Here is a 17,737-nt window from a genome sequence, read left to right on the forward strand (position 1 = left end):
AAACCCATGACCGACTTACTGTTCCGCGCCGTCGACATCATCGACGGCACCGGCGCGCCACGGTTCCGCGGCGACGTCCTCGTCGAGCGAGGGCGCATCGCGCGGATCACCGATCCCGGCGCTGTTTCCGACGCCGATCAGGTCGTGGATGCCGGACCCGGCGCGGTGCTGTGCCCAGGCTTCATCGACATGCATGCCCATTCGGATCTGCACTTGCTCACCGAACCGGGGCACTTCCCGAAGATCAGCCAGGGCGTCACCACCGAGGTGCTCGGGCAGGACGGGTTGTCCTACGCCCCGGTCGACGACACCGCCCTCGCGGTGGTGCGTCGCCAGATCGCGGGCTGGAACGGCAATCCCGCCGACCTGGACTTCTCCTGGCGCACCGTCGCGGAATACCTGGACCGGCTCGACCATGGCATCACGCCGAACGCCGCCTACCTGGTACCGCAGGGCACGCTGCGGTTGCTGGTCGTCGGCGCCGAACAGCGCGCGGCCACCCCGGCCGAGATCCAGCGCATGCGGGAGCTGCTCGCCCAGGGGTTGAGCGAAGGCGCGGTCGGCATGTCGAGCGGACTCACCTACACGCCAGGAATGTATGCCGACACCAGCGAATTGGCCGCGCTGTGCGAGGTGGTCGCCGACTCCGGCGGGTTCTACGCGCCGCACACCCGCTCCTACGGCGCGGGCGCGCTGGCGGCCTACGCCGAGATGATCGGACTGGCCCGGACCACCGGGTGCGCTCTGCATCTCACACACGCCACGATGAACTTCGGCGTGAACAGAGGGCGCGCACCGGAATTCCTGGCGCTCGTCGACGCGGCGCGGGCCGAGGGCTGTGATATCACGCTGGACACCTATCCGTATTTGCCCGGCTCGACCACGCTCTCGGCGTTGCTGCCGAGCTGGGCGATGTCGGGTGGTCCGGACGCCGCGCTGGCGCGGCTGGAGGACCCCGCCGCTCGGGCGCGCATCACGGTGGACGTCGACGTGCGGGGCTCCGACGGCTGCCACGGCGTCACCGTCGAATGGGAGACCATCCAGATCAGCGGCGTCGGCAACGCGACGTTGGACGAGTATGTCGGCAAGACGGTCGACCAGATCGCCGCCGACCGCGGTATCGCGCCGGTGGAGGTGTTCTTCGATCTGCTGCGCCGCGATCAGCTGGCCACCACGATTCTCCAGCACGTCGGGCACGAGGAGAACGTGCGCGCGATCATGGTGCATCCCGGGCATATGGGAGGAAGCGACGCGCTGCTCGTCGGCGACCGCCCACATCCGCGGGCGTGGGGCACGTTCCCGCGGTACCTCGGCCGCTATGCGCGCGATCTCGGCGTGCTTGGGCTGGAGGAATGCGTGCACCACCTGACCGGACGGCCCGCCGACCGGCTCCGGCTGCGCGACCGCGGCCTCGTCCGGCCCGGCAACGCCGCCGATCTCGTGGTGTTCGATCCGGCGACCGTCGCCGACACGGCGACCTTCGACAACCCCAGACAGCAGGCGCGCGGCATCCGGCATGTGCTCGTGAACGGCGAGTTCGCGATCGAGAACGGCGCACCCACCGGTCATCTCGCAGGCCGCACGCTGCGCAGGGATGCCGCACGGAAGGAGACGGTGTGACCACCGCTGCGAGCGCCGTGGACGTGATACGGGCCGATCGGGTGCTCAGCGTGGTCCGGGCGCCGGAGATTCCCGATCCGGTGGCGCTGGCGGATACGCTGGCGCGCTCCGGAATTCGCGCGGTCGAACTCACCTTCACCACGCCGGGCGTGCTCGGCTATCTCGCCGCCGCGGCCGAGGTGCAGGAGGCGGTGGTCGGCGTCGGCACCGTGACGACCGCCGAACAGGCCGAGGCCGCTATCGACAGCGGAGCCCGATTCCTGGTCACCCCTGGCCTGCGCGCGGACGTCGCCGCTGTCGCGGTGCGTCGCGACATCCCCGTCGTCCTGGGCGCGTTCACTCCCACCGAGGTCATGCAGGCGCTCGATCTCGGCGCGGCAGCGGTGAAGATCTTCCCGGCCAGGGCCCTCGGCCCCGGCTACCTGAAGGACCTGCGCGGTCCTTTCCCCGACGTGGCGTTCATCCCTTCCGGTGGCGTCAACGTGGGCAATGCCGCCGAATTCCTCGCTTGCGGTGCTGTCGCCGTGAGCGCGGGAACCGATGTCGTCGCCCCCTCCGATGTCGCCGCGGGCCGCTGGTTCGCCATCGCCTCGCGTGCGGCGTCGTTCGTTCGATCCATGAATTGAGAGGTACCCATGGGCGCCACCGTCGACTGGCTGCGCACCACCACCCCAGGGCTGCTGGTGCTCTGCGGTCTCGCGATTGCCGTACTACTGCTCGCCATCATCAAGCTCAAGCTGGAGCCGTTCATCGCGCTGCTGCTGACCGGACTGGGGCTGGCGTTGGCCGCAGGGCTGCCCGTCACCAAGATCGTCGGCACCGTGATCAAACCCGGAGAGTCGTTGCTGGAGACCGGGTTCGGCGGAATTCTCGGGCATATCGCGGTCATCATCGGGCTCGGCACGGTGCTCGGCGCGATCCTCGAACGCTCCGGTGGCGCGGATGTCTTGACCGGCAGGCTGCTGAATCTGTTCGGCGACAAGGGCGCTCCGGTCGCCATGGGCCTGCTCGGGCTGATCTTCGGCATCCCGGTCTTCTTCGACATCGGCATCTTCGTGCTGGCGCCGCTGATCTACGTGGCCGCCAAACGAGGGGGTCGGTCGCTGGTGCTCTACGCCATGCCGATGCTGGCCGGATTGTCCATGACGCACGCGTTCCTGCCGCCGCACCCCGGTCCGGTCGCGCTCGGCGGGCTGCTCAATGTGAGCCTCGGCTGGTTGATCCTGATGGGATTCGTCTGCGGTATACCGGGATTCATCGCTGCCGGTCTGGTGTGGGGGACTTACATCGGCAAGCGGATGCAGGTCGAGGTACCCGACGAGTTCCTGGTACGGCCCGAGGACAAGGTCGCCGCGAACGCCGGTGACGGGCCTGGCGCGCTCCAGGCGGCGGGGGCGACGAGCACCGAGGTGCGGCCGCCGTCGGTCTGGGTGATCGGGGCCATTATCGCGATCCCACTGCTGCTGATTCTCGGCGCCACCTTCGGCAGCCAGCTGTTGGACGGTGGCTCCACGCTTCTTTCGGTGCTGACCTTCCTCGGCACGCCGGCGGTCGCGCTGCTCATTGCGGTGCTCGTCGCCTTCTTCGTCCTCGGTGTCCGGCGCGGATCCACCGTGCAGGAACTGAGCACCCTCACCGCGGAGTCGCTACGGCCGGTCGGCATGCTGCTGCTGGTGGTCGGCGCGGGCGCGTTCTTCGGAAAGGTCATCTCCGCCACCGGGATCGGCACCGCGCTGGCCGACACCATGTCCGCGGCCGGACTTCCGGTGATCGTGCTGGCCTATCTGATCAGCTGCGGGCTGCGCATCGCGCAGGGCTCGGCCACGGTCGCCATCGTGACCACCGGCGGCATCGTCGCCCCACTGGTCGCGGGGCAGGGCTACTCGCAGGTGGCCATTGCTCTGATCGCCATGGCCATCGCGGCGGGCTCCATCATCCTCAGTCACGTCAACGACGGCGGGTTCTGGATCATCGCGAAGTACTTCAACCTGACGGTGAAGCAGACGCTGCAGTCCTGGACCGTGCTCGAAACGGTGCTGTCGGTGGTGAGTTTCGCGGTGGCCGCGATTCTGTTCGCGCTCGTCAGCTGAGCGCGCCGCCGACCAGCGCGCGTACCAGCCGGTTCAACGCGCCGTATGGGTCGAAGTCCGGCGCGGGGCTCACCACCTGGTGCAGGATCGCGCCGTCGAGGTAGTCGGCGAGAATCTTCGCCACCGCCCGCTCGGCGCCGACGCTCGCCAGCAGGGTCGCCGCCCATTCGGTCAGCCGAGGGTGCCCGCGTCGCACGATGTCCTGCAGCGCGGGCACCGTCTGCGCTTCCAGGAGAAGGGCGTATCTGGCCGGTGTCCCGGTGCGATCGGTCGCTACCGCGTGGACGACGAAGCCCGCCATGGCGTCGACGAGTTCGGCGAGCGTGCGCGGCGTGGGTATCCGGTTCAGCATCGCCCAGTCCGCGTGGTCGCGTTCCTCGAGCCGCTCGGCGATGCCGATCAGCAGCGCCTCGCGGGTGCGGAAGTAGTTGGAAGCCGACCCGCTCGGCATGGCGGCGGCCTTGTCGACGGCGCGGTGGGTGAGCGCGCGCGTGCCGTGCGATCCCAGCAGGTCGATCGCCGCGTCCAAGAGGAGTTCGCGCTTCGTGGGCACCTGTTGATACTACATCGGTAGTGACGTGTGCCGCGGCGATGTCGCTCGACACCGCATCAGTAGTGCTGTGTGGGCTCGCCCCTGTCGATGGCGGTCGAAGGCGGCGACTCGACCCGCTACGACCGCGAACGCAGGGTACGTACCCAGATGATCGCGACCCGTCGCGCCGCATCGGCGTGGTGGCGCAACCCTCGTTCGCGCCCGCAGTCGCGATCCGCAACATTCCGGATTTCCGGCCTCCGTGCAGCTCAAATCGATTGCGCCGATGCTGGATTGGATGAGAAGCCAGCTGTTTTCGGCGATGACATCGCAGTCACCGCGTTGGCTGGACGTGGGTGGGTTGTTATGGTGTGGGCGTGAATTCTCCGGAGTCGGCCAGACGGTAGCCGTCCGGCCTGTGTGCTGGGCGGCGTTGTGAGTGCGGGGCCCGCCGGTCGTTGAGCGACTGATGACGGGTGGGGTATTTCGCAACGCCGGGCGATGTCGGTTTCCTGCCGTCGGGTGATGTTTCGCCCGATTCTGCGACGATCTCGGGTGCCGTGCTGTGCGCGTGGCACCCCTTGTATCCGGGGAGTTTTCTTTCTATGCCCATTGTGGTGTTCGTGCTGGCTGTTGCGGTCTTCGCGCAGGGCACGTCCGAGTTCATGGTGTCAGGGTTGCTGGAGCAGATCGCTGCCGACGTCGGGGTCTCGCCCGGGACCGCGGGATTGCTGACGTCGCTGTTCGCGGCCGGCATGGTCCTCGGGGCGCCGGTGATGGTGATGGCGGCAGGCCGATTGCCGGTCAGGTATTCGGCAGCAGCGTTTTTGGCGTTGTTCGGTGTGGCTCATGTCGTCGGTGCTGTTACCGCGGATTTCGCGGCGCTGCTGGCGACCCGGGTCGTGGCGGCGGTCGCCAATGCTGGATTCTTGGCGACAGTGCTGGCTGCTCTGCCGCGGTTGGTCGGCCCGGCCGTGGTCGGACGCGCCACCTCGGTGGTCGTGTCCGGGGTGACTGTCGCCTGCATCGCCGGTGTGCCCGCCGGGACATTGCTGGGACAGGTCTGGGGATGGCGTTCGGCGTTCTGGGCCGTTGCCATTGTCAGCGGAGCGGCGCTCGTGCCGGTGTGGGCGATGGTTCCTCGTGACGTGCGCGAGCGTGACCGCCCGGACACGCGGGGTCCGTCGATGTGGCGCGAGTGGGCCGTAGTGGTCAGACAGCCGGTCGGTGGTGTCGTCATCGTCGGTGTGCTGGTCAACGCGGCGACGTTCGCCGGTTTCACCTACCTGGGCACGATCACTGCCGGTATTCCCGAGGCGAGTGGCCGTTGGGTTCCGGTCGTGCTCGCATTGTTCGGCATCGGTTCGTTCGTCGGTGTGACTCTCACCGGCCGCTACATCGATCGCTATCGCAGGCGGATCGTCACTGTCGGAACGGTGGTGCTCGTCGGGGTCTGGCTGCTTGCCGCTCTGACCGCGCACACGCTGACCGGCGTGTCGATCATGGCGACGGTGTCGGGTGCGGTCGCGTTCGGCGTCGGGTCGACCCTGATCGCGACGATTATGTGGAGCGCTGCGCCTACCGGGCCGCGTATCGCGGGTGCGCTGGCCACCACGGCCTTCAACATCGGTGCCGTCCTCGGCCCCGCCACTGCCGGCATCGTCGTCGACCACACCGACCACCCCACCACGGCGCTGTGGTGCAGCAGCGCCTTCACGTTCGCCGCGGTGGCTGTCGTCCTGGTCGGTCGTCGTCTACGCACCGCGACGCCGGTCGGGGAGGTGCGTGTCGATGCACGCTGACGCTCAGCTGTCCGTGGAAGGTCGGCGCGGGTGGGCCGAGCGGTGGCGGGCCGATCGGCTCGTCCCTGCGGTGAACGTCGATATCGCCTTCGCGCCGGCTCGGCGGAGGTCGGGCGCAGCGGAACTACGGCGCCGGAAAGTCGTGCACCGCACGGTCGCAGCGGGTGGCCTGGGCACGGATCGCGCCGACCAGTTCCGGTGGACCGGTCAGCAGGGTGAAATCGATGTCGACCGAGGTGATCATCCAGACCAGTCCCTCGGGGGACTCGCCGCCGACGTGTAGTCGGCAGCTGCGGTCGTCGACGGCCTCCACGACACCTATACCGGGCCATACGCTGTCGGCGGCGTCTTCGGCGGAGCTGTGCAGCAGCACCGTCGCCTGATAGGGCCACGAGCGGGCGGACAATCGCATCGAAAGATACGCGGCCACATCACCTTCCGGCGGATCGCGCGGCGAGAACCGGGGCCCGGTGGGGATTCGTGGCGTGATCCGGTCGGCGCGGAAGGTGCGCCAGTCGGCGCGGTCCACGTCCCAGGCGACCAGGTACCAATGCCTGCTGAAATGCACCAGGGTGTGCGGCTCGACCGAGCGGACGCTCGACGCGCCGCTGTGTGCGTGATAGTCGAACCGCAGGCGTTCGTGCCGATCGCACGCCTCCGCGATGGCCATCAGCGTGTCCGGCGGGACGGTCGCGCCGGGCGCGGCGACGCGCAGGGTGGCGCCGCGCAGCGTGCGGACCCGGTGGCGCAACCGTGGCGGGAGCACCTGTTCCAATTTCGTCAGCGCCCGCAGCGATGCCTCCTCGATGCCGGTCACGGTGCCGCCGGAGGCGCTGCGCAGGCCGACCGCCACTGCGACAGCCTCGTCGTCGTCGAGTAGCAGCGGCGGCAGCGCGGCGCCCGCGCCGAGCCGATAGCCCGCGGCGCCTCTGGTGGCGTGCACGGGGTAGCCGAGTTCGCGCAGCCGGTCGATATCGCGGCGCACCGTGCGTCCGGTGACGCCGAGCCGTTCGGCCAGTTCGGCACCGGTCCAGTCGCGATGGGTCTGTAGCAGGGCCAGCAGTTTGAGCAATCGCGCCGAGGTTTCCAGCATGACGTCCAGAATGCCAATACCTTAGGACCGAAACTGTCCTAAGCGGTTTCTAGCGTGGTCGTCATGAGCACCGAACAGGACATCCGCCCCTTCCACATCGACATCCCGCAGGACCGGATCGACGATCTGCACCACCGGCTCGCGAACACGCTGTGGCCGGACGACCTGCCCGGCGTCGGCTGGGACAAGGGTATGCGCGTGGCGTATCTGCGGCCGCTGGCCGAATATTGGCACACCGAATTCGATTGGCGCGCGGCGGAATCCCGGCTGAACGAGCTGCCGCAGTTCGTCACCGAGATCGACGGGCAGCAGATGCATTTCCTGCATGTCCGTTCGCCGGAGCCGGATGCGCTGCCGCTGCTGCTCAATCACGGCTGGCCGGCCTCGTTCGTCGAGTTCCTGGACGTGATCGGACCGCTGAGCGATCCGCGCGCGCACGGTGGTGACCCGGCGGACGCCTTCCACCTGGTGATCCCTTCGCTGCCCGGGTTCGCGTTCTCCGAGGTGGCAACCGCCGCCGGTGCGGGCGCGACCGAGCAGTTCGCGGAGGTGGTCGCGAAACTCATGGCGCGACTCGGTTACGACCGTTACGGCGTACACGGTGGCGACGCGGGCTTCTTCGTTGCGAGCCGACTGGGCCACATCGCGGGTGAGCGCCTCGCCGGGATCCACATGAGCGGACCGATCACCATCCCGGGATGGGACAGCGGCGACGCCGAATCCTGGGGTGGCGCAGACGAATCCACGACCACAGGCGAACAGTCCTGGGGCGGTGGCGAATCCGAGTACAGCCCCGAGGACCAGGCGAAGCTGGCCGCGTTGACCGGCCCGGAAAGCTATTCCCGCTACGACTACGCGATGGTGCAATCCACGCGGCCGCAGACGCTGGCGATCGGCGTGCACGACTCACCCGTGGGGCTGCTGTCCTGGATCACCGACCTGTTCCGGCAGTACACGAATCCGGCCATCGAACTGCCCGAGGACGCCGTGGGCAGGGACGCGATGCTGACCAACATCAGCCTCTACTGGTTCACCAGGACCTTCGCTTCGTCGCTGCGGCTCTACAGCGAGTCCGCGGCGTGGGGCGCGCCGCAGCAGAAGTCCGGCGTGCCGACCGCGGCGGCGATCTTCCCCGGCAGCATGTCCATCCGCAAGCTCGCCGAAAACGAGCACAACATCGTGCGGTGGACCGAATTCGACCGCGGCGGGCATTTCGCGGCGATGGAGGCACCGGATCTGCTGACCGTGGACGTGCGGGAGTTCTTCCGGTCGCTGCGCTGACCGCTCGGGTGTTCCCGACGCCGCCCCGGTGCTCGCCAGGGCGGCGTCGATCTACGCGCTAGAGTAGCGCGCGTGCATGGCGGCGGCCGTTGCCGCGAGCCGGGCGCGCAGTTCGGCCGGTTCGAGGACCTCGAGGAATTCACCGAGCGGCAGAATGCCGTGCGCGAGCACCTCGTAGGACTCCGAGGGCACGACCACCTCCACCCACCCCTCGGCATCGGGCGGGCCCGCCGACGCCATCGCCTCCGCGACTGCGACCGGATCGTTCATCAGTCGCAGCAGCCGCAGGTGCGTCGCCGCTATCCGGCAGCGCGCGCGGACGCGCAGCATCGAGTGTGCGAAATCGTCGGCGGCGTCGGACCAGTGCGCCCGCAGATCGAAGTCCACGGGACGGACGAAGGTCTCGATGATCGGCTCGGCGGCGAGAATCCGGCCGACGCGGTAGGAGCGGACCGCCGATCCGCCGCGTGCGACGAGATACCAGGTGCCCGCCTTCAAGACCAGGCCGAGCGGGTCGAGGTGGCGTTCGACAACCTTGTCCTTGCGGCCGTAGCGCACGTGCAGCCTGCGGTCGTGCCAGAGCGCGTCGGCGACCGTGGCGAGCGTCGGCGTCTCGTCTGGACGGTGGAACCAGCCCGGTGCGTCGACGTGCACGCGCTCGGCGATGCGCGTCGCGCGCCCACGCAGTTCGGGCGGCAATGCGGCGAGCACCTTCAGTTGCGCGGTGGCCAGCACGGTGCCGAGCCCGAGATCGGCTGCGGCACTGGGTAATCCAGCCAGGAGTACCGCGTCGGCCTCCTCGGTGGTCAGTCCGGTCAGCCGGGTCCGGTAGCCGTCCACCAGCTGCACGCCACCCCCGCGGCCAGGCTCGCTGTAGACCGGCACGCCCGCCGCCGAGAGCGCTTCGATGTCCCGGTAGACGGTGCGCACCGACACTTCCAGTTTCTCGGCCAGTTCCGGCGCGGTGGTACGGCCCCGCGTTTGCAGCAGCAACAGCAGCTGTATCAGTCGACTCGCCCGCATGCCGCGAGACTAGCCGGAAAGCCTGACAGAAGATGTCATGAATTCGCCGTACCGTCGTCGCCATGACCACTTGGAGCGCATTCGTCGAAGAAGCCCCCCGCGTCGCCGAGATCTTCACCCGCAGGCACCGGGCCGCGGGCAATCTCTGCATGCTCGGGACCCTCCGTTCCGACGGATTCCCGCGGATCAGTCCGATCGAGCCGAGGGTCTTCGAGGGGATGCTCGTGATCGCCGGTATGCCGGGGACGACCAAGTTCCGTGATCTGGCCCGTGATCCGCGGTTCTGCCTGCATACCGCCACCGTCGACACGAATGTGTCCGACGGTGACGCCAAACTCTTCGGCACCGTCGTCGACCTTCCGGACAAGGAGGTGCACGCCCGCTTCGCCCAGAAACTCTTCGACGACAGCGGGTTCGACATCCGAGGCCAGGAGTTCGACCACTTCTACATCGCCGATCTCACCGGCGCCTCGACGGTGGAAGTCGTCGTCGACCACCTCGACATCACCATCTGGAAGCCGGGCGCGGGTGAGCGCGTGGTGCGCAAGCACTGAGACGGACGGGCGGGCGGCTATGGAGAGCGTCGAGAGCTGGTCGTAGAGAGGACGCCGCCCATCGGACGTCCACACCGAGTTGTCGTGGGCCGTCCGGACCGAGTTGTCGTGGGCCGTCCGGACCGAGTTGTCGTGGGCCGTCCGGACCGAGTTGTCGTGGGCCGTCCGGCCCTTGTCTCACGAGTCGGGTTGGGTGATGGCGCGAATCTCGCGGTAGCTCGGAACCCCTGTGGTGACGGGCGTACTGTCGCGCACCGCGCGCGCGACGTCGACGGCTGCCGTCAAGGCAGCGCGGTACAGCAGTGAGCCGGTACTGATCCGGCGGACACCGAGCTCGGCGAGCGTCGCGATCGACGGCCCGGTCGCCGAGAAGAGGATGTTGACGGGTACGGGGATCGCGGTGACGAACCGGCCGATCTCGTCCGGATCGGCCAGGCCGGGGACGAAGATGCCGTCGGCGCCGGCGGCGGTGTACCGCTCGGCGCGGGCGAGGGTGGCACCGTGCTCGAGGTTCAACCAGTAGGTGTCGACGCGGGCATTGACGAACAACTCCGGCGAACGTGCCTTGATCGCGGAGATCAGCTCGGCCTGATGTTCTGGTCCGGTCAGCGCGGTGTCCGCCCGGCCGTCCTCCAGATTCACTCCGGCGATACCGAATTCGGCCAGCCGTCCGACGTATTCGGCGACGGTGGCCGGACTGTCGCTGAACCCACCCTCGATGTCGACGGTCACCGGCACCGGCAGCCTGGCGAGTCGTCGCGCCAACGCGAGGGTTTCGTCGCCGGTGACCCCGGTGCCGTCGGCGAGCCCCGCCGCGGCGGCCACTCCGAGGCTGGTGGTGCCGATCGCCGGAAAGCCTTCGGCCGCAAGCATCGCCGCCGAACCGAAGTCCCAGGCATTCGGCAGGACCAGCGGCTCGTCGCGGTGATGCAGCGCATGGAATATCTCGGTTCTGGTCATCGACGGCTGCCCGCCGCCGCGCGGGCGCGCGCACTGGGCTCGGCAGGCGAAAGCCGCTCCAACTCGGCGAGCACCAAAGTCCGCCGCTGGTGCTCTGCTTCCTCGCAGAACCGGGCGGCGTTCGCGCGCAGCCACGCCGTACCGGTCGACGCCGACGGAACCCCGCGCACCGACGCGCGGCCGAGCACCGCACGCCGTCGCTCGGGCTCGCTGATCACTGAGCATGTTCGGTTCATGCCGCGAGGCTATCCCGCGATCATTTCGGCGCCCGCCGAAACAACCGCGCAGGCGCTGCGCGCCACTCGGCGTCCGGTCGTCCGCCCCTGCCTCGACTGGTCCGAGCGCCGCACCCACCTCGGCGGCTCGGCGGGCGCGCAGCTGTGCCGCCGGTTGCGGGACTTGGCCTGGATCACGCGCGCCGGGGGTACTCCGCCGCCGGAGGTGCTCGATGCCGTGCTCCTCGCGTCGTCCGGTGCTCGGTGGCGGGCTGTTTGGGTACCCTCGGGCCGGGTATCACGGGCGCGTGGACGACCAGGACGACCCCCGGTCTGTGAATGAGATTGCATAGTCATGCATAATCATCACATGGTTGATTCCTCGGATATGCCCCACCCGCCCGTACCCGTCGTGCGGGTCGCGGTCGCTGGTGCGAGCGGATACGCGGGTGGCGAAGTGCTGCGCCTGCTGCTCGGGCATCCGGCCTACCGAGCCGGGCGCCTCGTCATCGGGGCGCTGACCGCGGGATCGAACGCAGGAGCCACGCTGGGGGAGTTGCAGCCACATCTGCTGCCGCTTGCCGATCGGACACTCGCGCCGACCACGGCGGACGAGCTGGCCGGACATGATGTGGTCTTTCTCGGCCTGCCGCACGGCCAGTCCGCGGCCATCGCCGAGGAGCTGCCCGAGTCGACGGTCATCATCGACTGCGGTGCCGATTTCCGCCTCACCGACCCGGAAGCGTGGGAGAAGTACTACGGCAGCCCGCACGCGGGCAGCTGGCCCTATGGTCTGCCCGAGCTGCCCGGCGGCCGGGACAAGCTGCGCGGCGCGCACCGGATCGCGGTCCCCGGGTGCTACCCGACCGTGGCCAGCCTCGCGCTGGCCCCCGCCGTGGCGGCGGGCATCGTCGAGCCCGCCGTGCACGTGGTCGCGGTCAGCGGCACCTCCGGTGCGGGCCGCAAGCTGGACGTGGCGCTGCTCGGTACCGAGGTGATGGGCTCGGCGCGGGCCTACGGGATCGCGGGCGCGCACCGGCACACCCCGGAGATCGCGCAGAACCTGACGGCGGCGGCCGGCACGGACGTCGCCGTATCGTTCACCCCGGTGCTCGCGCCGATGCCGCGCGGCATTCTCGCCACCTGCACCGCACCCACCCGTGTCGACGCCGCGCAGGCGCGCGCCGTCTACGAAAAAGCCTATGCCGACGAGCCTTTCGTGCATTTGCTGCCGGAAGGCGTGCTGCCGCAGACCGGTTCGGTGCTCGGTTCCAACGCCGTCACGCTGCAGGTGGCGGTGGACGCCGACGCCGGCCTGCTTGTCGTCATCGGCGCGATCGACAACTTGACCAAGGGCACCGCGGGCGCCGCGGTGCAATCGATGAACTTGGCCGTCGGATTCGACGAGACCGCAGGACTTTCCACCGTAGGAGTGGCACCGTGACGACAACCGCTGGGACATCGACCGAGAGTGCGGGCGGCAAGCTGGTGCGCAACCAGGGCGTCACGGCGCCGCTCGGCTTCCGCGCGGCGGGTATCGCCGCGGGCATCAAGGCCAGCGGCAAGCCGGATCTGGCGCTGGTGTTCAGCGAAGGCCCCGAATACGCGGCCGCGGGCGTGTTCACCAGCAACAAGGTGAAGGCGGCTCCGGTGCTGTGGTCGCAGCAGGTGCTGACCGGCAAGCGGTTGCGCGCGGTGATCCTGAACTCCGGCGGCGCCAACGCCTGCACCGGGCCCGCCGGATTCCAGGACACACACAGAACCGCCGAGGAACTCGCCGCCGCGTTGAGCAATTGGGGTACCGAGACCGGCGCGGGTGAGATCGCCGTCTGCTCGACCGGGCTCATCGGCGACCGCCTGCCGATGGCCAAGCTGATTCCCGCCGTCACCGAGATCGTGCACGAGATGGGTGGTGGCCTCTCCGGTGGTTCGGACGCCGCGTACGCGATCATGACCACCGACACCGTGCCCAAAGAGGCTGCTTATCACCACCGCGACAAATGGAACGTCGGCGGCATGGCCAAAGGGGCGGGCATGCTGGCCCCCGCGTTGGCGACCATGCTGGTGGTGCTGACCACCGACGCCGCGGTCACCGCCGACCAGCTCGACCAGGCTCTGCGCAATGCCACCGGGCGCACCTTCGACCGGCTCGACGTGGACGGCTCCTGCTCCACCAACGACACCGTGCTGCTGCTGGCCAACGGCGCGAGCGAGGTCACCCCGAGCCAGGAGGAGCTCGATGCCGCCGTGCTCGCGGTCTGCGACGACCTGGCCGCCCAACTGATGGCCGACGCCGAGGGCGTCACCAAGCGGGTGCTGGTCACCGTCGCGGGCGCGGTCAGCGAGGACGAGGCGGTGGCCGCGGCGCGGACCGTCGCCCGCGACAGCCTGGTCAAGACGGCGTTGTTCGGCTCCGACCCGAACTGGGGCCGGGTGCTCGCCGCGGTCGGCATGGCGCCGGTCACGCTCGATCCGAACCGGATCTCGGTGTCGTTCAACGGGAACCCGGTGTGCGTCGACGGCGTCGGTGCGCCGGGCGCCCGCGAGGTGGACCTGTCCGGCGCCGACATCGAGGTGCTGATCGAGCTGAACGTCGGCGCCGCGCGCGCGACGATCCGCACCACGGACCTCTCGCACGGCTACGTCGAAGAGAACTCGGCCTACAGCTCATGACCAGTCAGGTGCTGCACACGCTCTCCGCACTGGACAAGGCGCACGTCCTGGCCGACGCGCTGCCGTGGCTGCAGAGGTTCCGGGACAAGATCGTCGTGGTGAAGTACGGCGGCAACGCCATGATCGACGAGGAACTCAAGCGGGCCTTCGCCGCCGACATGGCCTTTCTGCGCACGGTCGGCGTGCACCCGGTGGTGGTGCACGGGGGCGGACCGCAGATCAGCGCGATGTTGAAAAAGCTCGGCATGCAAGGGGAATTCCGCGGCGGATTCCGGGTGACCACACCCGAGGTGATGGACGTGGTGCGGATGGTGCTGTTCGGTCAGGTCGGCCGCGAACTGGTCGGGTTGATCAACGCGCACGGCCCGTACGCCGTCGGCACCTCCGGTGAGGACGCGGGGCTGTTCACCGCGACCCGCCGCACCGTCGACGTGGATGGCGAGCCGACCGACATCGGCTTGGTCGGCGACGTCACCGCGGTGAACCCGGACGCCGTGCTCGACTTGATCGGCGCGGGCCGTATCCCGGTGGTATCGACGATCGCGCCGGACGCCGACGGCGTGGTGCACAACATCAACGCCGACACCGCCGCCGCCGCGCTCGCCGAGGGGATCGGGGCCGAGAAACTGGTGGTGCTCACCGACGTCGAGGGCCTGTATACGAACTGGCCGGACCGGTCGTCGCTCGCGACGCGCATCGACACGGCCGAGCTGACGGAGTTGCTCCCCAGCCTGGATGCGGGCATGGTGCCCAAGATGGAAGCCTGCCTGCGCGCCGTGCGAGCCGGGGTGCCGACCGCCCATGTGATCGACGGTCGCGTCCCGCACGCCGTGCTGCTGGAACTGTTCACCGGAGAAGGAATCGGAACGATGGTGACGCCCGCCCCGCTCATCCCGAACGGGTCGCGCCCACTGGACGGAACGAAACAATGACGACAGCTGAACTGCAGAAGCGGTGGTCCGCCGCGCTGATGAACAACTACGGCACCCCCAAGGTCGCGTTGGTGCGCGGCGCGGGCGCAGTGGTCTACGACGCGGACGGGAACCGCTATATCGATTTCCTCGGCGGCATCGCGGTCAACAGCCTCGGCCACGCGCACCCGGCGATCCTGGAGGCGGTCACCCAGCAACTCGGCACGCTCGGGCACGTCTCGAATCTGTATGCCAGCGAGCCGGTCATCGAGCTGGCCGAGCGGCTGCTCGCGCACTTCGGCGACGGCGAGGGCCGGGCGTTCTTCTGCAACTCCGGCACCGAGGCTGTCGAGGCGGCGTTCAAGATCGCGCGGCTGACCGGGCGGCGCAAGATCATCGCCTGCGACGAGGCGTTCCACGGCCGCACCATGGGGGCGCTCGCCCTCACCGGGCAACCGTCCAAGCGGACGCCGTTCGAGCCGATGCCCCCTGGCGTCGTGCACGTGCCCTACGGTGACGCCGCGGCGCTGGACGCCGTGGTCGACGAGGACACTGCCGCGGTATTCCTCGAGCCGATGATGGGGGAGAGCGGCGTGGTGGTTCCGCCGTTCGACTACCTGGCCAAGGCCCGCGAGATCACCGCGCGGAACGGAGCGCTGCTGGTGCTCGACGAGGTGCAGACCGGCATCGGCCGGACCGGGACGTTCTACGCGCACCAAGCCGTCGGCATCGTGCCGGACATGATCACCCTGGCCAAGGGACTCGGCGGGGGGCTTCCGATCGGTGCGGTGCTGGCCAATGGCCAGGCGGCCGAACTGCTCACGCCGGGCCTGCACGGCACCACCTTCGGCGGCAACCCGGTGTGCGCGGCGGCTGCCCTCGCGGTGCTGCGCACGATCGACGACACCGATCTGCTGTCTCATGTGCAGTCCGTCGGCAAGCGGCTCAGCGACGGCATCGAACTGCTGGAGCACCCACTGATCGACCGGGTGCGCGGCGCGGGCCTGCTGCTGGGCATCGTGCTCACCGACGACCTGTCGGCGCAGGTCGAGGCGCGGGCGCGGGCGGCGGGATATCTGGTGAACCCAGCCAAGCCCGACGTGATCCGGCTCGCTCCGCCGCTGGTGCTCACCGAGACCCAGGCCGACAATTTCGTCGCCGACCTGCCGGAGATCTTGGACGGCGCGCTAGCGGACGCGAAAGGGGTTGCGGCGCAATGACCTCCTCGCCGCTACGGCATTTCCTGCGGGACGACGACGTCAGCCCGGCCGAGCAGGCCGAAATCCTCGCGCTCGCGGCCGACCTGAAGAAGGCACCGTTCTCCCGGCGGCCCCTGGCGGGTCCGCGCGGCGTCGGCGTGATCTTCGAGAAGAACTCCACCCGCACCCGGTTCTCCTTCGAGATGGGTATCGCCCAGCTCGGCGGGCACGCGGTGGTCGTCGACGGCCGCGACACCCAGCTGGGCAGGGAGGAGACGCTCGGCGACACCGGCCGCGTGCTGTCGCGCTATGTCGACGCGATCGTGTGGCGCACCTTCGAGCAGGTCCGGCTGGACGAAATGGCCTCCAGCGCAACGGTCCCGGTGGTGAACGCGCTGTCCAACGAATTCCATCCATGCCAGGTGCTAGCGGATCTACAGACCCTTGCCGAGCGCAAGGGCGACCTGATCGGCCGCAACCTCGCCTACTTCGGCGACGGCGCCAACAACATGGCGCACTCGCTGCTACTCGGCGGTGTCACGGCGGGTCTGAACGTGACCATCGCCGCGCCCGCCGGTTTCGAGCCGCTGCCCTGGATCGTGGACGCCGCGCGCAAGCGGGCCGCCGACACCGGTGCCGTCATCACGCTGACCGGTGACCCGGTCGCCGCCGCCGAGGGTGCCGACGCGCTGGTCACCGACACCTGGACGTCCATGGGACAGGAGAACGACGGTCTGGACCGGGTCGGCCCGTTCCGGCCGTTCCAGCTCAACGCCGGCCTGCTCGCGCACGCACAGCCGGACGCCGTTGTGCTGCATTGCCTTCCCGCACACCGTGGCGAGGAGGTCACCGACGAGGTGCTCGACGGTCCGCACAGCGTGGTGTGGGACGAGGCGGAGAACCGGCTGCACGCGCAAAAGGCGCTGCTGGTCTGGCTGCTGGAGCGACGACAGGGGAGCACGGCGTGAGCGAGTGCGGCGAGCGAACCACCCGCACGGCGCGTCCGTGCCCAGCCGGGCGAGGTGGAGTCGTGAGTGAGCTGAACTGTGGGCGCGGCCGAGCATCGCTCGGTCACGACGGGGCCGAGCGTCAGCGACAGTCGCGCAGGACAGAGCCGAGCATCGGCGAGGTGTGGTCGTGAGCGTTCCGCAGTCCAAGCAGGGTAGGGGCGGTGCCGCGATTGCCCGCACCAGGGCCGGGCGGCAGTCGCGCATCATCGAGCTGCTGGCTGCGCACCCGGTGCGCAGCCAGACGGAGCTGGCCGGGCTGCTCGCCGCCGAGGGGATCGAGACCACTCAGGCGACGCTGTCGCGGGACTTGGACGAACTGGGTGCGGTGAAGCTGCGGGCCGCCGACGGCGGTGTGGGCGTCTACATCGTTCCCGAGGACGGCAACCCCGTTCGCGGCGTGATCGGCGGCACCGATCGGCTGTCGAAGCTGCTCGGCGACCTCCTGGTCTCCACCGACGCCAGCGGCAATATTGCCGTCTTGCGCACCCCGCCCGGCGCGGCCCACTTCCTGGCCAGCGCCCTGGACCGCGCCGCCTTGCCGTATATCGTCGGCACCATCGCGGGCGACGACACCATCGCTGTCATCGCCCGCGAACCCCTGACCGGCGCCGAGGTCGCCGCGAAGATCGAACAACTGGCCTGAGCCGTCGAGCTCGCTGCGGCATGCAGGATCAATGGCCCGCTGGCTGAACTGGCCCTCTCCTGGAGCTAGGTGTACTCACCCGCCGGTGGGCCGCCGCGGGCCACACTCACTCGGCGAGCGCCCGCACCTTT

Annotated in this window: 18 protein-coding genes; 13 read left to right on the plus strand and 5 right to left on the minus strand. The window is 69.2% G+C overall.

The features are described from left to right. Nucleotides 1–6: 6 nt before the first annotated feature. The 3 genes from OHB12_RS35730 to OHB12_RS35740 are packed head-to-tail and all read left to right on the plus strand — an operon-like array spanning nucleotide 7 to nucleotide 3,710. Nucleotides 7–1,620 carry an N-acyl-D-amino-acid deacylase family protein gene (locus OHB12_RS35730; protein ID WP_327114851.1) on the plus strand — a complete coding sequence of 538 codons (1,614 nt, stop codon included), beginning with the start codon at nucleotides 7–9 and terminating at the stop codon, nucleotides 1,618–1,620. After that, entirely contained in the window at nucleotides 1,617–2,246 is a 630-nt protein-coding gene (locus tag OHB12_RS35735; RefSeq protein WP_327114853.1) for a bifunctional 4-hydroxy-2-oxoglutarate aldolase/2-dehydro-3-deoxy-phosphogluconate aldolase, read from the plus strand. The genes OHB12_RS35730 and OHB12_RS35735 overlap by 4 nt, the downstream gene beginning before the upstream one ends. 9 nt (nucleotides 2,247–2,255) lie before the next feature. Further along, nucleotides 2,256–3,710: a GntP family permease gene (locus OHB12_RS35740; protein ID WP_327114855.1), complete on the plus strand. Its 1,455-nt coding sequence runs from the start codon at nucleotides 2,256–2,258 to the stop codon at nucleotides 3,708–3,710. On the opposite strand, the gene OHB12_RS35745 is transcribed toward OHB12_RS35740, so the two are convergent. Continuing rightward, nucleotides 3,703–4,263, minus strand: coding sequence for a TetR/AcrR family transcriptional regulator (locus OHB12_RS35745; protein ID WP_327114858.1), 561 nt, complete (start codon nucleotides 4,261–4,263; stop codon nucleotides 3,703–3,705). The two genes, OHB12_RS35740 and OHB12_RS35745, sit on opposite strands and share 8 nt — an antisense overlap. Nucleotides 4,264–4,847: 584 nt before the next feature. Between OHB12_RS35745 and OHB12_RS35750 the strand changes: the two genes are divergently transcribed. Next, complete coding sequence (locus tag OHB12_RS35750) at nucleotides 4,848–6,044, plus strand: Cmx/CmrA family chloramphenicol efflux MFS transporter (protein WP_327114860.1); 1,197 nt, start codon at nucleotides 4,848–4,850, stop codon at nucleotides 6,042–6,044. Nucleotides 6,045–6,168: 124 nt separating this feature from the next. Here OHB12_RS35750 and OHB12_RS35755 read toward each other — a convergent pair whose 3' ends face one another. After that, complete coding sequence (locus OHB12_RS35755) at nucleotides 6,169–7,137, minus strand: helix-turn-helix transcriptional regulator (RefSeq protein ID WP_327114862.1); 969 nt, start codon at nucleotides 7,135–7,137, stop codon at nucleotides 6,169–6,171. Nucleotides 7,138–7,200: 63 nt separating this feature from the next. On the opposite strand from OHB12_RS35755, the gene OHB12_RS35760 reads away from it, so the two are divergent. Beyond that, nucleotides 7,201–8,418 (plus strand): epoxide hydrolase family protein, encoded by a 1,218-nt coding sequence (locus OHB12_RS35760; RefSeq protein ID WP_327114864.1) that lies wholly within the window; start codon nucleotides 7,201–7,203, stop codon nucleotides 8,416–8,418. A 51-nt stretch (nucleotides 8,419–8,469) separates the two neighbouring features. Here the strand turns inward: OHB12_RS35760 and OHB12_RS35765 are convergent, their stop codons facing one another. Further along, on the minus strand, nucleotides 8,470–9,441 hold the full coding sequence (locus OHB12_RS35765; protein ID WP_327114866.1) for a helix-turn-helix transcriptional regulator: 972 nt from the start codon (nucleotides 9,439–9,441) through the stop codon (nucleotides 8,470–8,472). Nucleotides 9,442–9,503: 62 nt separating this feature from the next. Here OHB12_RS35765 and OHB12_RS35770 point away from each other — a divergent pair, with 62 nt between their 5' ends. Beyond that, nucleotides 9,504–9,995 carry a pyridoxamine 5'-phosphate oxidase family protein gene (locus OHB12_RS35770; RefSeq protein WP_327114868.1) on the plus strand — a complete coding sequence of 164 codons (492 nt, stop codon included), beginning with the start codon at nucleotides 9,504–9,506 and terminating at the stop codon, nucleotides 9,993–9,995. A 177-nt stretch (nucleotides 9,996–10,172) separates the two neighbouring features. Here the strand turns inward: OHB12_RS35770 and OHB12_RS35775 are convergent, their stop codons facing one another. Next, nucleotides 10,173–10,955 (minus strand): isocitrate lyase/PEP mutase family protein, encoded by a 783-nt coding sequence (locus tag OHB12_RS35775; protein ID WP_327114870.1) that lies wholly within the window; start codon nucleotides 10,953–10,955, stop codon nucleotides 10,173–10,175. After that, the gene (locus OHB12_RS35780; RefSeq protein ID WP_327114871.1) at nucleotides 10,952–11,191 is read right to left on the minus strand and encodes a hypothetical protein; all 240 of its coding nucleotides are present in this window, start codon (nucleotides 11,189–11,191) and stop codon (nucleotides 10,952–10,954) included. The genes OHB12_RS35775 and OHB12_RS35780 overlap by 4 nt, the downstream gene beginning before the upstream one ends. On the opposite strand from OHB12_RS35780, the gene OHB12_RS35785 reads away from it, so the two are divergent. The 7 genes from OHB12_RS35785 to OHB12_RS35815 all read left to right on the plus strand — a co-directional run bounded on the left by OHB12_RS35785 (nucleotide 11,190) and on the right by OHB12_RS35815 (nucleotide 17,606). Further along, nucleotides 11,190–11,513 (plus strand): hypothetical protein, encoded by a 324-nt coding sequence (locus OHB12_RS35785; RefSeq protein WP_327114872.1) that lies wholly within the window; start codon nucleotides 11,190–11,192, stop codon nucleotides 11,511–11,513. The genes OHB12_RS35780 and OHB12_RS35785 overlap by 2 nt on opposite strands. Before the next feature lie 27 nt (nucleotides 11,514–11,540). Continuing rightward, entirely contained in the window at nucleotides 11,541–12,614 is a 1,074-nt protein-coding gene (gene argC, locus OHB12_RS35790) for an N-acetyl-gamma-glutamyl-phosphate reductase (protein ID WP_327114874.1), read from the plus strand. After that, nucleotides 12,611–13,843, plus strand: coding sequence for a bifunctional glutamate N-acetyltransferase/amino-acid acetyltransferase ArgJ (gene argJ, locus OHB12_RS35795; protein WP_327114876.1), 1,233 nt, complete (start codon nucleotides 12,611–12,613; stop codon nucleotides 13,841–13,843). Before argC ends, argJ begins: the two co-directional genes overlap by 4 nt. Then, the gene (argB, locus tag OHB12_RS35800; protein WP_327114878.1) at nucleotides 13,840–14,775 is read left to right on the plus strand and encodes an acetylglutamate kinase; all 936 of its coding nucleotides are present in this window, start codon (nucleotides 13,840–13,842) and stop codon (nucleotides 14,773–14,775) included. The genes argJ and argB overlap by 4 nt, the downstream gene beginning before the upstream one ends. Then, nucleotides 14,772–15,974 (plus strand): acetylornithine transaminase, encoded by a 1,203-nt coding sequence (locus tag OHB12_RS35805; protein ID WP_327114880.1) that lies wholly within the window; start codon nucleotides 14,772–14,774, stop codon nucleotides 15,972–15,974. The genes argB and OHB12_RS35805 overlap by 4 nt, the downstream gene beginning before the upstream one ends. Continuing rightward, nucleotides 15,971–16,921 carry an ornithine carbamoyltransferase gene (gene argF, locus OHB12_RS35810; RefSeq protein WP_327114882.1) on the plus strand — a complete coding sequence of 317 codons (951 nt, stop codon included), beginning with the start codon at nucleotides 15,971–15,973 and terminating at the stop codon, nucleotides 16,919–16,921. The genes OHB12_RS35805 and argF overlap by 4 nt, the downstream gene beginning before the upstream one ends. A 169-nt stretch (nucleotides 16,922–17,090) precedes the next feature. Further along, nucleotides 17,091–17,606, plus strand: a complete 516-nt coding sequence (locus tag OHB12_RS35815) for an arginine repressor (protein ID WP_442799918.1) — start codon at nucleotides 17,091–17,093, stop codon at nucleotides 17,604–17,606. Nucleotides 17,607–17,737 lie beyond the last annotated feature (131 nt).

The organism is Nocardia sp. NBC_01730, assembly GCF_035920445.1.
Taxonomy (GTDB): domain Bacteria; phylum Actinomycetota; class Actinomycetes; order Mycobacteriales; family Mycobacteriaceae; genus Nocardia.

Excerpts from the sequence above, each read along its gene's own strand:
- OHB12_RS35730 (WP_327114851.1), top strand. The coding sequence starts at position 7 with ATGACCGACTTACTGTTCCGCGCCGTCGACATCATCGACGGCACCGGC.
- OHB12_RS35740 (WP_327114855.1), top strand. The coding sequence starts at position 2,256 with ATGGGCGCCACCGTCGACTGGCTGCGCACCACCACCCCAGGGCTGCTG.
- OHB12_RS35750 (WP_327114860.1), top strand. The coding sequence starts at position 4,848 with ATGCCCATTGTGGTGTTCGTGCTGGCTGTTGCGGTCTTCGCGCAGGGC.
- OHB12_RS35755 (WP_327114862.1), bottom strand. The coding sequence starts at position 7,137 with ATGCTGGAAACCTCGGCGCGATTGCTCAAACTGCTGGCCCTGCTACAG.
- OHB12_RS35760 (WP_327114864.1), top strand. The coding sequence starts at position 7,201 with ATGAGCACCGAACAGGACATCCGCCCCTTCCACATCGACATCCCGCAG.
- OHB12_RS35765 (WP_327114866.1), bottom strand. The coding sequence starts at position 9,441 with ATGCGGGCGAGTCGACTGATACAGCTGCTGTTGCTGCTGCAAACGCGG.
- OHB12_RS35770 (WP_327114868.1), top strand. The coding sequence starts at position 9,504 with ATGACCACTTGGAGCGCATTCGTCGAAGAAGCCCCCCGCGTCGCCGAG.
- OHB12_RS35775 (WP_327114870.1), bottom strand. The coding sequence starts at position 10,955 with ATGACCAGAACCGAGATATTCCATGCGCTGCATCACCGCGACGAGCCG.
- OHB12_RS35785 (WP_327114872.1), top strand. The coding sequence starts at position 11,190 with ATGCCGCGAGGCTATCCCGCGATCATTTCGGCGCCCGCCGAAACAACC.
- OHB12_RS35780 (WP_327114871.1), bottom strand. The coding sequence starts at position 11,191 with ATGAACCGAACATGCTCAGTGATCAGCGAGCCCGAGCGACGGCGTGCG.
- argC (WP_327114874.1), top strand. The coding sequence starts at position 11,541 with ATGGTTGATTCCTCGGATATGCCCCACCCGCCCGTACCCGTCGTGCGG.
- argB (WP_327114878.1), top strand. The coding sequence starts at position 13,840 with ATGACCAGTCAGGTGCTGCACACGCTCTCCGCACTGGACAAGGCGCAC.
- OHB12_RS35805 (WP_327114880.1), top strand. The coding sequence starts at position 14,772 with ATGACGACAGCTGAACTGCAGAAGCGGTGGTCCGCCGCGCTGATGAAC.
- argF (WP_327114882.1), top strand. The coding sequence starts at position 15,971 with ATGACCTCCTCGCCGCTACGGCATTTCCTGCGGGACGACGACGTCAGC.